Here is a 13239-nt window from a genome sequence, read left to right as displayed (position 1 = left end):
TGAGAAAAATAAGTCAAAAGATAGAAGATAACTGAATAGATTGCTGTTAAATTAGCCTATAAGTGATTTAAGAAATAAAAATTATGAACATCAAAAAAGACGTAGAAAACGCAGCAGAAAAACTAAAGCTCAAAGCAGAGGCTAGAAGCGAAAACATTGAAGGTACAATTAGAGAAAATTTAGGCGAGTATTCTGATGATCAGGAGGCGGTAGAAGCTGGTCAGGAAAAACAGGCTCAAGCAGATGAGTTGAGAGCAGAAGCAGAAAATAAATAAATTACAGAAAATAAATTACAGAACAAAGTAATTAAGAAAACAGATCAATCGGCTTGAGCCATATTCAATCAACTCAAGTCGATATTTTTTGAGAAATAATTAGAAATAAATTGTTGATTATCTATCTTTTGTTAGATTCAATTATTAAAACGATCGCCATATATTAAAATTTAATTAATCTGACTATAATTAAATCTTGCTGCAATTTATGTCTGAATCCCAGAAACTCACTCAGGAAGAAATTAGACTACAGCAGGATCGAGAGAGAAAAGCATACTGGCGTAGATGGGGTTGTTATCTGAGCGATCGCCAGTGGGGAACAGTACGGGAAGACTATAGCGCCGACGGTTCAGCTTGGGATGATTTTACCTTTGAACAGTCTCATTATCGGGCATATCGTTGGGGAGAAGACGGCATTGCTGGTATATCAGATAATCATCAGCGATTATGTTTTGCTCTAGCACTCTGGAACGGTAACGACCCTTTTTTAAAAGAAAGATTCTATGGTTTGAGTAATGCTCAGGGAAATCATGGGGAAGATGTCAAGGAGTATTATTTTCATTTGGATAATACCCCAACTCATTCTTATCTGAAGTTTCTCTATAAGTATCCTCACCAAGCTTTTCCCTATTGGCAGTTAGAACAGGAAAATAAAAAGCGAGGTTTAAAAGAGCAAGAGTTTGAGCTACTAGAAACTGGCATCTTCGATCAAGATCGATATTTTGATGTCACGGTAGAATATGCCAAAAAAAGTGATGAGGATATACTGATCGATATCCAGGTAACTAATCGCGCCCAAGAAAGCGCTTCCATCCATCTACTGCCTACTCTGTGGTTTCGCAATATTTGGTCATGGGGTTATGAGGTAGACAAACCTAAGTTGAAAATCTATGAACAATCGGCAGATTATAGTGTTATTGAAGCACAGCATCCCGATTTGGGTCAAAGATGGCTATATTGCGCCAATGTAGGGTCGCCCCTACTGTTTACAGAGAATGATACTAATCACCAACGTCTATCCTCTGGTCAAACTAATGATTTTCCTTATGTTAAAGATGCCTTTCACCAATATGTCGTGGCAGGAAAACAGGATGCAGTTAACCCAAATCAGATTGGGACAAAATTTGCAGCTTACTACACTTTAGAATTAGAGGCAGGAGAAACCAAAAGTATTCAATTAAGGCTATGCGATCGCCCAGATCTGGAGACTCCCTTTGGACAAACATTTAACGATACATTTCAACTACGGCAACAGGAAGCCGATGAATTTTATCAACGGGTTTCCCCTGATGAAAAAAGCCCAGAACTGCAACAAATTGAACGTCAGGCGTTTGCAGGAATGCTCTGGAACAAGCAATATTACCACTACGTGGTCGATACCTGGTTAGAGGGAGATCCTGCTCAACCCAAGCCACCAGAGTCGCGCCAAGATGGCAAAAATAGCAACTGGATACATCTGCATACCGATGATGTGATCTCTATGCCCGATAAATGGGAATATCCTTATTTCGCCTCTTGGGATTTAGCTTTTCACATGATTCCCCTAGCGGCGATCGATCCTGACTTTGCCAAAAAACAGCTAGAACGTCTTACTCGTGAATGGTATATGCATCCTAATGGACAAATACCAGCCTATGAGTGGAATTTTGATGGGGTTAATCCGCCCGTTCATGCTTGGGCTGTATGGCGCGTATATACCATTGAACAGGAAATGTATGGACGTTCGGATAAAAAATTTCTCGAACGAGTATTTCAAAAACTGCTGCTTAACTTTACTTGGTGGGTAAATCAACACGATGAGCAAAATAATAATATCTTTCAGGGTGGCTTTCTGGGTTTAGATAATATTGGCGTGTTTAATCGTGGCGGTGACTTACCTACAGGGGGTCAACTCTCCCAGTCTGACGGCACTAGCTGGATGGCAATGTATTGTTTAGATCTTTTGACAATTGCCTTGGAGTTAGCTCAGGATAACGATATCTATGAAGATATCGCCAGCAAATTCTTTGAACACTTTCTTTATATTGTTGATGCGATGAACCACATGGGTTCAGAGGGGGCAGCATTATGGAATGAAGAAGATGGTTTTTATTACGACGTGCTGCATCTACCCAATGGTGATAATCTCGATCTCAAGGTGCGATCGCTTGTCGGTTTAATTCCTTTACTTGCTGTAACCACTATTGAGCAAAAAACTTTAGATAAACTACCAGGGTTCAATGGCAGAATCCAATGGTTTATTAAAGAACGTCCTCAACTTAGCCGTAACCTTGCCTGCATGGAAGGATGCGATCATACTTCCCGTCGCTTACTGGCAGTGGTTAATCAAGATCGCCTACGCCTATTACTCGCAAAAATGCTGGATGAGACAGAATTTCTCAGTAACTATGGTATTCGTTCTGTTTCTAAATATCACCAGAATCATCCCTACACTTTTGAAACCGATGATCAAAGCTATGAAGTTGCTTACGAACCTGCTGAATCTCAAACTAAAATGTTTGGCGGTAATTCCAACTGGCGAGGTCCAATTTGGGTGCCAATTAATTATTTATTAATAGAATCTCTGCAAAGATTTGATTATTACTACGATGGTAATTTTCGGGTTGAATGCCCCACTGGTTCAGGCAAGATGATGACTCTATGGGAAGTAGCTGCGGAATTAGAAAGGCGTTTAATTAATATTTTTATGACTCAAGATAATGGCAAAAAGCCAGTGTTCGGTAACATGACGAAATTTAATCATGATGATAACTGGAAAGATTTATTGCTGTTTAATGAATATTTTGATGGTGATAACGGCGCAGGTTTAGGAGCATCACACCAAACAGGATGGACGGGTTTGGTGGCAAAGTTAATTATGCAACAAAGCAAATATAAATAAATAAAAAATTAAGCTCATTAGATCAATTAAAAGTAGATCGGCTTTAATCTCTCTAACTACCTATTTCTCCTGTTTAAGGATTACCACCATTAAGTTGTGGATATTACTACATTCGATAGAGTAAAGGCATCTTAAGATTTGTTTACAATGGAAGGAACAAATAGAGAAAATAAAACAAAGGTAATGGATAGATTAGAAAATACCCTGTCAATAGAGCAAGAACTGAATCATAGAATATTCAGCGATCGCGTGCAGCAATTGTCTCAATCTGAAGCTCAAGAACTATTGGTGCAGATGCATAAACAGATGATGTACAAAGACAACATCTACAAAGAAATGTTTCTCAATCAAGAAAAAGATATTGTCAATTCTTTATTTGGTGCAGGTAAGTAGATGTAGTACTAACTCTTGGGTTTTATTGCTTAAGGAGGATGTAGATCGGCTGGAAAAACTGATAAACCTGTAGGTAACGATAAATTCGGTGCAGAAATTGAGCATGAAGGGTTTAAAAGGGAAAAATGTTTTGGTTACGGGGGCAACTTCGGGGATTGGACAGGCGATCGCTGCTTGTTTTGTAGCGGAAGGTGCTGATGTAGCTTTAAACTATCGTGGCGATATCAGTAAGCTTGACGATACCAAAAAGTTGATTGTTAAGACCTGTGGTCAAGACAACGAGTCAAAAGGCAAGGTATTGCCAGTTGAAGGTGACCTGTCTGAAGAAGGAGATATTGTGCGCATGTGCAGCGAAGTTATTACGCAACTTGGCAGCATAGATATTTTAATCAATAATGCAGGTATTCAAAGCGCTTCTCCTTCCCATGAACTATCAACTGCTGACTTTGATCGGGTAATGCAAGTTAACCTGCGAGGTGCTTATCTTTGCGCCAGAGAAGCCTTAAAACATTTTATGCAGAAGAGTATTGGTGGTATCATCATTAATATTTCTAGCGTTCACGAAATTATTCCTAGACCCACATATATCAGTTATTCAATGAGCAAGGGGGCAATGGAAAATATGACCAAAACATTGGCTTTAGAATATGCACCTCACGGTATTCGAGTAAATGCGATCGCTCCTGGAGCAACAGCAACACCAATCAACAGCTGGACGGATGACATTCAAAAACGAAAGGAAATTGAAAGTCATATTCCGCTAGGACGAGTGGGAACCTCGGCAGAAATGGCAGCAATCTCAGCCTTTTTAGCTTCTGATGATGCCTCATATATAACTGGTCAAACCTTGTTTGTTGACGGAGGATTAACTCTCTACGCAGATTTTCTTAAACCTTGGTCGGCAGGAGAAGAATAAACTTTTAAAGAAGTATTTTCTATTAATAAAGCTTGCCTTTGATGCTAGATGATAATTGCAACTTAAACAACTATTCAATCATTTCTCTGGTTGAAAATAGCGGGTCATAAATATGCAGATTATCAGTCTCAGTTTCAGGTACTTAATCACCCACGTCCAACTTGTTCTAGTAAGCAATTCAAACATTAACATCAATTAAAACGCAATCATGGCTAACAATTCCAACAACACAGTCCGAGACTACCTTAAAGAAATTGGTCGCACTCCTTTGTTGAAAGCAGAAGAGGAAGTCAAATATGCAAATCAGATTCAGGCTATGTTGCCTCTTCTGGATAAAGCGGACTTAACTCCACAAGAGCAACGCATCATCCATCAGGGACAAATTGCTAAACAAAAGATGGTTGAAGCAAACCTCCGTTTGGTTGTTTCTGTAGCTAAGAAATATCAGAATCGTGGCTTATCAATGCTGGATCTGATTCAAGAAGGTAGTATTGGCTTAATGAGAGCAACTGAAAAGTTTGATGCTGGTAAAGGCTACAAGTTCTCAACCTATAGCTACTGGTGGATTAGACAAGCAATGACTAGAGCGATCGCCAATTACGCCAGAACAATTCGTTTACCAATTCATATTACTCAAGACTTAAATAAAATTAAAAAGGTAACTCGTCAGCTATCTCAACAGTTGGGTAGAAAACCAACCGATCGTGAAGTTGCTACAGAATTAGACATGGATTTGGATAAGTTGAGATCTTTGGCACAGTCTGCTAGGATTACTAAACCAAAAAGTCTTAATGTGACTATTGACGAAAATCAAACTGAGTTAGGACAAATTTTGGCTGATGATTCTGCCTCGCCAGCGGATTTCGTTTCCAGCCAAGAAACTCGCGCTCATATTCAAAGTCTGTTGCATACTCTTTCTCCTAAGCAACGAGACGTAATTACTCTACGCTATGGTTTAAATGACGGCAAAACCATGACCTATGAGCAGATTGGTGACGTTTGTGGCGTTAGTAGAGAAAGAGTTAGACAAATCAAAAACAAAGCGATGAAGCTGCTTAAACAACGAGCGATCGAATATTCTAGTTTGGCAGGATAATCTTTTGCTATCTGTCAGACAATCATTATGCTGGCTAATTCTGAAACAGATCAGGGTAGCCAGCACGGTCTTACTCGTTTACTCGTTCATCTTAAGTAGTACTTATATGAAATATAAATGCAAAATGCCAAATTATTGATAGCGATCGCAAATCTTTTTAAGCTCTAATAATGTTTCCAGATCAGAACAGTTTGTAGCTATTGTTACACGTATTTTGGTATTAGCTGTCGATGAAAGCTGTTTAATATCTGTCAATAGTTTTTCAGCACTGGCAAGAGAGAGAAATTGACTTGTATTAACAGAAAGACTATTGTTAATATCCAACTCATTGTATTTGAAACCGTTAACTGTTTCTTCTGCAACAATCACTTCAGTTAACTGTTCGGGGTTTTCCCCAATTCTTTCCACGATTAACTTTTCTCGTCTGATCGGGATACTAATCATTCGCGTTTCAACTTGCTTGCGAATGACTACTTCTCCAACTTTTTGTTTACGGCGAGCAACCTGTAACTTTTCTTCTAGTAAAGATATTTGATAAGATTCTGGTGAATTTATCTCGGAGCGTTGATCGTTACTTAAAGTCATATACCAAAATATTATGCTTATTTTCAATAAATACAGGTAGAATAAGCTACCCTACCTGTATTAGTTTGCTATTAGACCTAAACGGAAATCTTTAAACTGATGGATCTCTGGAAGAATCTCTGTTAATTACTGTATCGCCATCACTTTCAACGTCTAGTTCTTCACGACGAATTGTTTCTCTAGCAGTTACAGTATCTTGTTCTACCTCTTTACGTACGTTAACTTCTTCGCGTACAAAAGCCTGTTTTTCAACATCGGCAGTTTCTTCATAAACTTCAATTCGAGCTACTTCAGTGTCACCAAATGTAGCTTCTCCAGGGGGTACTACTGTGCCACTTGTAGGAGTCGTGCGTTCAATTACAACTCGCTCTTTTTCTACAGGAACAGAAACTGATGCTGTTTCTGTTTCAACTCTTTTGCCTACTTTGACAGTACCAGCCAAGAAACGTTCTTTATTAGCTATTAAACGCTCTTCATATAATTTAAGGCTTTGACGACCATCTGTTTCCACCTCAGCGTGGTGATAAAGACTGGGTTCACGATCGTGACTATAAGCGTCAGCACTGTAACTTGCTGTTGCATTTTGAGCAACACTAGGCTCTGTCTGATCGTAGTCTACACCTCTATATACTGTTCTGACTCTTTCTTCGTAGTCGTAGTCGACTGTCATATTATCGTCATATTCAGGGAGACTCTCCACTTGTTCTTTGGTCAGGTCTTTGGCATATATTCTTTCTTGGGCATAATCAATACTAGCTTTACCTACGGGTAACAAAACTTTTTTCCCAAAAACCCAAAAACCAGTATCAATAACTAAATAGCGAAACTTGCCTGTTTCATCAACAATGATGTCATAAACTGAACCAATTTTATCGTTAGTATGGTCATAAACAGAGAAGTTTTTAATGTCTTGACCACTAAAAATATCCTCTTTATAATTAGGATATAAGTCCGCAATTTTAGCTAAAGCCATAGATGTATTCCTATTTCAATTAATTTACTAAATAAATATTAGTAATTGTCAAAATATTTTTCATCTAACTTGTGAAATAGATAATAAAGATGAGTAAGTATGCCTTAAGATATATGTAGTAAATACAGCTACTTTTAGTAAAATTATTAATACATTAGTTTTTTAGTCTATTAAATTACTTTTTAACAGTAAATTGATTTTATATATCTTTAGATAGGTTTGATAAACAGCATTATTATCAATAATATTTAGTAAAGCAAAATTACAATAAGAACTAAGGATATATAAAAAAATGGAAAACACACCTAGCAAAGAAGAAAACAAAGAAGGAACTCCAGTAGCAGACGGCGGTAAGCAGACTACTCTCGATCCTGCTCAACGTAAAACTGGACAAGGTTCAAATCAAGACACTCGCCCTGGCGCAACACCCGAAGCTCCAGGGTCTAATAAAAATGCCGAAACTCCTGGTAGCCCAAATCAGGGTACTGAAGCTCGCTAAAAAAAAATAGGCTAGCTTAAATTAATTTTGAACAGTAGTTATAAATAAATATAAATAACTACTGTTTTCGCATTTTTATATTTTTTTTGAGTTGAGCAATAACCAAAATTAAAGGACGAACAATTGTCCGTCCTTTAATGATGATTTATTTACAGGTAAAATGAGTTGTTACTATTATGCACTTATGCACTAACAATCAATTTATAATACAGTGGTACGATTAGTTTCGTTAGGATCTAAAGGGTGGAGATCGCGATGTACTACTTCAGTTCTTTTGTTTTTCCCAGCCAAACCAAATAGTCCTAAAAGTCCGATTAAACCTAACCAACCCCAGTTAGCTTTTTGTTCAACAGCTTGTCCAGCATTTTCTAGACCTTGTCCTGCTGCTTCCCCTGTGTTTTCAACGCTGTTGCCCAAAGATTTTCCTGCATCCTTTAAATTGTCACCAGCGTTATCAATATTTTGTTCAGCCTGGTTAAGATTAGTCTCCGCACTTTGCTGTCTTTCTTGACTCAATACCTGACCTGTGGGTAGGGCAATTGTAAGTGCAAGAACAGTAGTTGCAGCTAGCTTTGATAAATTCATAAAAACTCCTATTGAGATTTAGTTTAAGATTACAATTTAAGATTAAAACGTCATCAATGAATGCTTGTTTTCAATTATTAAACAATATTCATTGTTCACATAGTATTATGCATGTTTTTTTTTAACATCTCTCTAAAGATATATGGTTTAAGACAGAAAATACTATAATTAGTTAACAGAGCTAACTAGTATAATTCAAGCGCAATTAGACAAAGGCTAGTTTAAGATCAATTAGTTGATGAATTCCTGAACGCAATTATTATCAGATAGCATAACTGGAACAGGAACACATCTTGTTTAACACCAGTAAAAAATTAGTAAAAAATTGCCCGTGACTAATTTAATTAGCATTAAAATTGATTACCATTCACGATCACCTTCTTCATTAACTCTAGCTTGGCGAATAACATCAGAAATTTCGTCTGCATCTTTAACATGGTGTAATGCTTTTTCTTCCCCATCTTCTTCCACAGCGAAGTAGGTGGGAACTTTTACGTGACCAGCGATGTCCCAGCTATCTACCGCCACTTGCTCTTTTTTCTCTTCTAAAGATTTAGAATCATCGGCTATATCACCTTTGTTGGCAGTACGAAATCCTTCTTCACTATTACTTTCGCGATAAACTTTTTCGTGTTCTTGATTACTCATAGTTGTTTTATTAAGGTGTCACTATTATTAAATAAAATTATTCACCAACTTTAATCCAGCTATTGATATAAATTACTATCTAACTAAAGATATAGTCATGTAATTTAGAGGATTTACAAGACCACCACAACAGGGGCATGATCGCTAGGTTTTTCTAGCCTTCTGGGTTCAACATCAATCCAGCTTTTGACGGCTTGTTGATAGAGCTTCTCTGTAAGATAGTGATGATCGATGCGCCAACCTCGATTACGGGCAAAACCACCAGAGCGATAATCCCACCAGCTATATTGTTCTGGCTCATCGCTAAACTTACGAAAAACATCTTTAAAACCCAATTCTAAGATCTGTTTTAACGCCTCTCGCTCAAGAGTAGAAGACATGATGTGATTGTCTCTTCCTTTGTTGGTATAGATATCTTTATCTTCTAGGGCAATATTAAAATCGCCACAGATACAAATTTCTGGTTGTTGATTCTGTAGTTTTTGGAGGTATGTTCGCAGCATTTTAAGCCATGCCAGCTTATATACATACTTATCACTACCAACACTAGACCCGTTAGGCACATAAAGATTAACAATTCTGACCCCATCAACAACCCCACTGATAACACGTTTTTGTTGGTCAAATTCTCCGACATCAACTTCGCCAACGATGGGACTAAAACCAAGGCTAACATCCGTCATCGGATTTAAACTAAAAAGAGCTACGCCGTTATAAGATTTTTGACCTGAAATATAGATGTTGTAACCTAGATCTTCAAAAGGCGATCGCGGAAATTCGTGGTCTTGAACTTTGGTTTCCTGAAGACAAAGTACGTCTATCTGATGTTGCTGTAGCCAATCTGTCACAATTTGCAAGCGAGTCCGAATTGAATTAACGTTCCAAGTAGCTACTTTCAATTGATCAAATTCTCGTGATTAACAGTTAAACAAATTATCATTATCCAATGAAATCTGAATCATTAACCTGTAATGTTTTTGTTTATGGCACGCTTAAACCTGGAGAGGCTAATTTTGCTGCCTATTGTGAAGAAAAAGTCGTTGCTCAAACTCCAGCTTATACCTGGGGTGATTTATATGCTTTACCTGTTGGCTATCCTGCGATGACAGAAGGAAACAGCAAAGTTCAGGGAATACTCTTGTCTTTTAACGATCCACAGATTTTAGAGAGTTTAGATAGATTAGAAGGCTATCAGTCACAGCGAGCAGCCCATCTTAATGAATATTATCGTGCTTCTGTTATGGTCTACAGTTTTGACGATCGCCCCATCAATCAAGCTTGGGCATACTACATGACTCTAGCTCAAGTTATACAGTATGGAGGCATTAAGCTGACTTCAAATAGTTGGACTGGTAAATTGCATTACGGAGTAAGTTTCAGAAATAATTAATCCACAAATAATTAATCCACAGGTAAACTGGATTATGCTCACAACCGTCTTTGTCTATGTCCAACCTGAAAGAATTACCCAAACCCAATTCTGAGATTAACGACTATGAATGGGGAATTACTCCATCTCCTGTCAAATCAACTATCAATCACCTTCAGCAGTTACTACAGCAAAAACAACAGCATCTAGACAAATTACAGCAAGAAAATAAGTGGTTGCGAAATCAGCTTGAGATCACCATAGACAAGCCAAATCGCCCTCATGTAGCACCTTTGCCAGAAGTGATGCTGTGGACGGCTATTGGTGTAATTTTGACTGCTGCTGGTACTTTTATTCCCGCCTCTAGTTTGGCTGCGCCTTGGTCGTGGTGGGGCAACGGATTGAGCGTACAAACTTTAGGGGTAAGCTATCAGATTGGAGCAGTTTTGCTTACAGCTTGCTTGGGAGGTAAAAATGCAGCTATGCTATCCCAAATCATTTATATTTTATTGGGTATTTTAGGTCTACCGATATTTGATCGCGGTGGTGGGTCGATCTATTTACAACAGCCTCACTTTGGCTATTTACTCGGATTTGTTGTTGGTGCTTGGATATGTGGCTGGCTGGCGTTTCAGAGTTTGGCTAAGTTTGCTACCCTAATTGCTAGCTGTATAGTAGGGTTGATTACGATTCATTTAGTTGGCATCACTTATTTAACGATAATGTATTTTGTTACTGGTTTGGGAGCAGAAATTAATTCTTTAATGCAGGCGATCGCTATTTATTCTCTCCACCCTCTTCCTGGACAATTAGCTGTCGTTTGTGCCATCAGTTTAATTGCTTTTGTGATGCGTAAAGTTATGTTTACCTAAGCAATGAACAATGAACATTGAACAATGAACAATGAACAATGAACTTAGATTCTTAAGATCAGCAAGTAACTACGTACCTAAGCGTTTGTATTTTTGAGCTACTAGCTTTCTTTCGAGATCACAGACATTGCTAAATTAACTTTCCATACTGGAATTAGACTCTTAGAGCAAAGTTTTTTCAAGTATCTATAAGTTATTTTATTTATGGTTAGTCTAGTTTTAGTATGTGCCTTGGCTGTTGGTGGTGGCGGAATATTGGGTAAGTATCTTGCTGTCAAAGGAATTAACTCCGATAATGCCCTCAAGAATTACCAAAAACCTTTATTGTATTTATTATTGGCGATCGCGCCTGGTTTGGGGTTTTTAATCCTTTTAGATAAGTTTAATCTTGTCTTGGTGCTAGCAGAAATTTTCCCGCCCATGCTCTTGATTTATCTGGCGGGTTATTTTCAGGAAATCTTGCTTGGTTTGGGCTTTTTCTGCTTAGGTTTGCTGGCGTGCTTGGAATTATCGGGTAAACGCTCCCAAGCAAAAATCGTTCAATTATTCTTGGCTTTAGGTGCGATCGCTTTTGCTCTTAGTATTCTTTTATTTTTTTTGCGCCCAGTAAAAGATTTACTTGCTCAACCAAAAATTCAAGATGGGATTGTAATGCAGACAACTCTTTATACCTGCGCCCCCTCTAGTATTGCCACCTTGTCTAGATACACGCAAAAGCAGCCTAATATGACTGAAAAAGAAGCAGTCGGGTTAACCAAAACTAATCGCTTTGGTACTACTACCTTGGCAGAAATAAAAGCCTTAAAAAAGTTGGATCTCAATCCCCAATATCACTACAATTTAACCGTTAATGATTTAATGACCCTGAACCAACCCGCTTTAATGCACGTTAAGGAAAAAAGCAAAACAGGCAAAGGAGTAAGATTTTCTCACGCTGTTGCCTATTTAGGAATCGATTCTGCCAGAAAAATAGTTCTAATTGGCAATCCCCTTTATGGTCTACAGATTAAAACTTTTGCTGAACTAGAGCAGTACTGGTTTGGCGAAGCAATAATCGTGAAGATCTGAGCTTTGAACTGCAAACTCATTTACTTTTTAGTAAAACTTTCGGTGGTAAAAGAGGTGAATTTATCTGACTGTAATGGTTTAATCATCTGACTAGTCTGAATCTGTTGCTCTAACTGTTCAGTGCTAGAAACTAAACCACCCAGACCGTTCACCAAATCACGAACATTTTTTAGAAAAGCAGGATCACCTGTCAGCGATTCTAAATCGGAGGTGATTTTCTGGGCGTTATCAAAGGTTACCCTAGCTGAATCTAAAGTTTGCTGAAGACTAACTACACCCTGGTCGCTGCCAAAGCTTTCAGTGATATTTTTGAGGTTGTTAGAAGCAGCTACGGCGTTGGTAGTCAATTCGTTGAGATTGTTCGCCAGTTTTTTGGTGTCGGCAGCATCGACTGTTTGATCGATCTTAACTACTAAAGTTTCGAGGCGATCGCTGGTGGTGCTAATACTTGCTAAAGTAGTGGTTAAATTAGACTCGTTTTGAGCAATTAGCTGTTCGACATTGTTGGTTAATCGATTAACTTGTTTGGCAGTGGTTTGAAAAGTTTGGGCAGTGGAAACCAACTCTTGAGAAGTCTTTGTCACTTCTTTTTGCAAATCATTAACCAGTGCCGTCGTGTTTTTGGTCAAATTGGCAACTTCTGAGGCAGCAATTCCTGCATTTTCTACTGTTGAATTGACTTTAGCGACAAACTCTGGTTCACCATAAGCTTTACTAAAGCGGTAGGTATAGGGTAAGAGATCGTCTAGGGTAATAGCTTTTTCGCCTTTGAGCCGAGCATTATCGCAAATTATTTGCTGAGAATCGCAATTAGAGCCAGTAGGATTCATATTGGCAACATTTGCGGTTAAAGAAGATTGAGGAATAATCTCAATAAAAGTATTGCCAATCAATCCTGAGCTTGTTGCCACGAGGGTTGCATCTCTGGGAATTAATAGGTTGCTAGAATCAATCTCAATGACAACATCCACTCCATTAGTACTAGGCTGAATATTGTCAACTCTACCTACTTGTAGCCCTCGGTAACGTACTCCATCACCAATTTTGATGCCGTTAACATCAGAAAAATCGGCAATAAT

General features: G+C 38.2%; 15 protein-coding genes. 9 read left to right on the top strand and 6 right to left on the bottom strand.

The annotated features are described in order from the left end of the window. Positions 1-83 precede the first annotated feature (83 nt). From C7B62_RS15535 to C7B62_RS15515, 5 genes are all read left to right on the top strand, one after another. The gene (locus C7B62_RS15535) at positions 84-275 is read left to right on the top strand and encodes a CsbD family protein (RefSeq protein ID WP_106238390.1); all 192 of its coding nucleotides are present in this window, start codon (positions 84-86) and stop codon (positions 273-275) included. Between the two features lie 208 nt (positions 276-483). Further along, the gene (locus C7B62_RS15530) at positions 484-3156 is read left to right on the top strand and encodes a glucosidase (protein ID WP_106238386.1); all 2673 of its coding nucleotides are present in this window, start codon (positions 484-486) and stop codon (positions 3154-3156) included. Between the two features lie 147 nt (positions 3157-3303). After that, complete coding sequence (locus C7B62_RS15525; RefSeq protein WP_233219994.1) at positions 3304-3549, top strand: NblA/ycf18 family protein; 246 nt, start codon at positions 3304-3306, stop codon at positions 3547-3549. 103 nt (positions 3550-3652) lie between these two features. Next, the gene (locus C7B62_RS15520) at positions 3653-4465 is read left to right on the top strand and encodes a glucose 1-dehydrogenase (protein ID WP_106238382.1); all 813 of its coding nucleotides are present in this window, start codon (positions 3653-3655) and stop codon (positions 4463-4465) included. A gap of 208 nt (positions 4466-4673) precedes the next feature. Beyond that, entirely contained in the window at positions 4674-5561 is an 888-nt protein-coding gene (locus C7B62_RS15515; protein ID WP_106238378.1) for a sigma-70 family RNA polymerase sigma factor, read from the top strand. Between the two features lie 132 nt (positions 5562-5693). On the opposite strand, the gene C7B62_RS15510 is transcribed toward C7B62_RS15515, so the two are convergent. Together C7B62_RS15510 and C7B62_RS15505 are read right to left on the bottom strand one after the other, a co-directional pair. After that, positions 5694-6146, bottom strand: coding sequence for a DUF2382 domain-containing protein (locus tag C7B62_RS15510; RefSeq protein WP_106238374.1), 453 nt, complete (start codon positions 6144-6146; stop codon positions 5694-5696). A 91-nt stretch (positions 6147-6237) separates the two neighbouring features. Further along, positions 6238-7119, bottom strand: a complete 882-nt coding sequence (locus C7B62_RS15505) for a DUF2382 domain-containing protein (protein ID WP_106238370.1) — start codon at positions 7117-7119, stop codon at positions 6238-6240. Between the two features lie 292 nt (positions 7120-7411). On the opposite strand from C7B62_RS15505, the gene C7B62_RS15500 reads away from it, so the two are divergent. Next, entirely contained in the window at positions 7412-7618 is a 207-nt protein-coding gene (locus C7B62_RS15500) for a hypothetical protein (protein ID WP_106238367.1), read from the top strand. A gap of 201 nt (positions 7619-7819) precedes the next feature. Here the strand turns inward: C7B62_RS15500 and C7B62_RS15495 are convergent, their stop codons facing one another. The 3 genes from C7B62_RS15495 to xth all read right to left on the bottom strand — a co-directional run bounded on the left by C7B62_RS15495 (position 7820) and on the right by xth (position 9750). Then, positions 7820-8203 carry a WGxxGxxG-CTERM domain-containing protein gene (locus C7B62_RS15495; protein ID WP_106238363.1) on the bottom strand — a complete coding sequence of 128 codons (384 nt, stop codon included), beginning with the start codon at positions 8201-8203 and terminating at the stop codon, positions 7820-7822. A gap of 360 nt (positions 8204-8563) precedes the next feature. Further along, positions 8564-8851 carry a hypothetical protein gene (locus C7B62_RS15490; RefSeq protein ID WP_199194216.1) on the bottom strand — a complete coding sequence of 96 codons (288 nt, stop codon included), beginning with the start codon at positions 8849-8851 and terminating at the stop codon, positions 8564-8566. A gap of 113 nt (positions 8852-8964) precedes the next feature. Beyond that, complete coding sequence (gene xth, locus C7B62_RS15485) at positions 8965-9750, bottom strand: exodeoxyribonuclease III (RefSeq protein ID WP_106238360.1); 786 nt, start codon at positions 9748-9750, stop codon at positions 8965-8967. Between the two features lie 47 nt (positions 9751-9797). Here xth and C7B62_RS15480 point away from each other — a divergent pair, with 47 nt between their 5' ends. The 3 genes from C7B62_RS15480 (at position 9798) to C7B62_RS15470 (ending at position 12160) form a co-directional block, all read left to right on the top strand. After that, positions 9798-10241, top strand: a complete 444-nt coding sequence (locus C7B62_RS15480; protein ID WP_106238356.1) for a gamma-glutamylcyclotransferase — start codon at positions 9798-9800, stop codon at positions 10239-10241. A 56-nt stretch (positions 10242-10297) separates the two neighbouring features. After that, the gene (locus C7B62_RS15475) at positions 10298-11092 is read left to right on the top strand and encodes a biotin transporter BioY (RefSeq protein WP_106238352.1); all 795 of its coding nucleotides are present in this window, start codon (positions 10298-10300) and stop codon (positions 11090-11092) included. A gap of 204 nt (positions 11093-11296) precedes the next feature. Then, positions 11297-12160, top strand: coding sequence for a peptidase C39 bacteriocin processing (locus C7B62_RS15470; RefSeq protein ID WP_106238349.1), 864 nt, complete (start codon positions 11297-11299; stop codon positions 12158-12160). Between the two features lie 20 nt (positions 12161-12180). On the opposite strand, the gene C7B62_RS15465 is transcribed toward C7B62_RS15470, so the two are convergent. Further along, positions 12181-13239 (bottom strand): MlaD family protein (locus tag C7B62_RS15465; protein WP_106238346.1); only part of this gene is annotated, 1059 nt, incomplete at its 5' end.

Origin of the sequence: Pleurocapsa sp. CCALA 161 (assembly GCF_003003995.1) — a bacterium.
Classification (GTDB): Bacteria; Cyanobacteriota; Cyanobacteriia; order Cyanobacteriales; family Xenococcaceae; genus Waterburya.
Note: the sequence above shows the minus strand (reverse complement) of the source record. Positions and strands in the feature narration are given on the sequence as shown.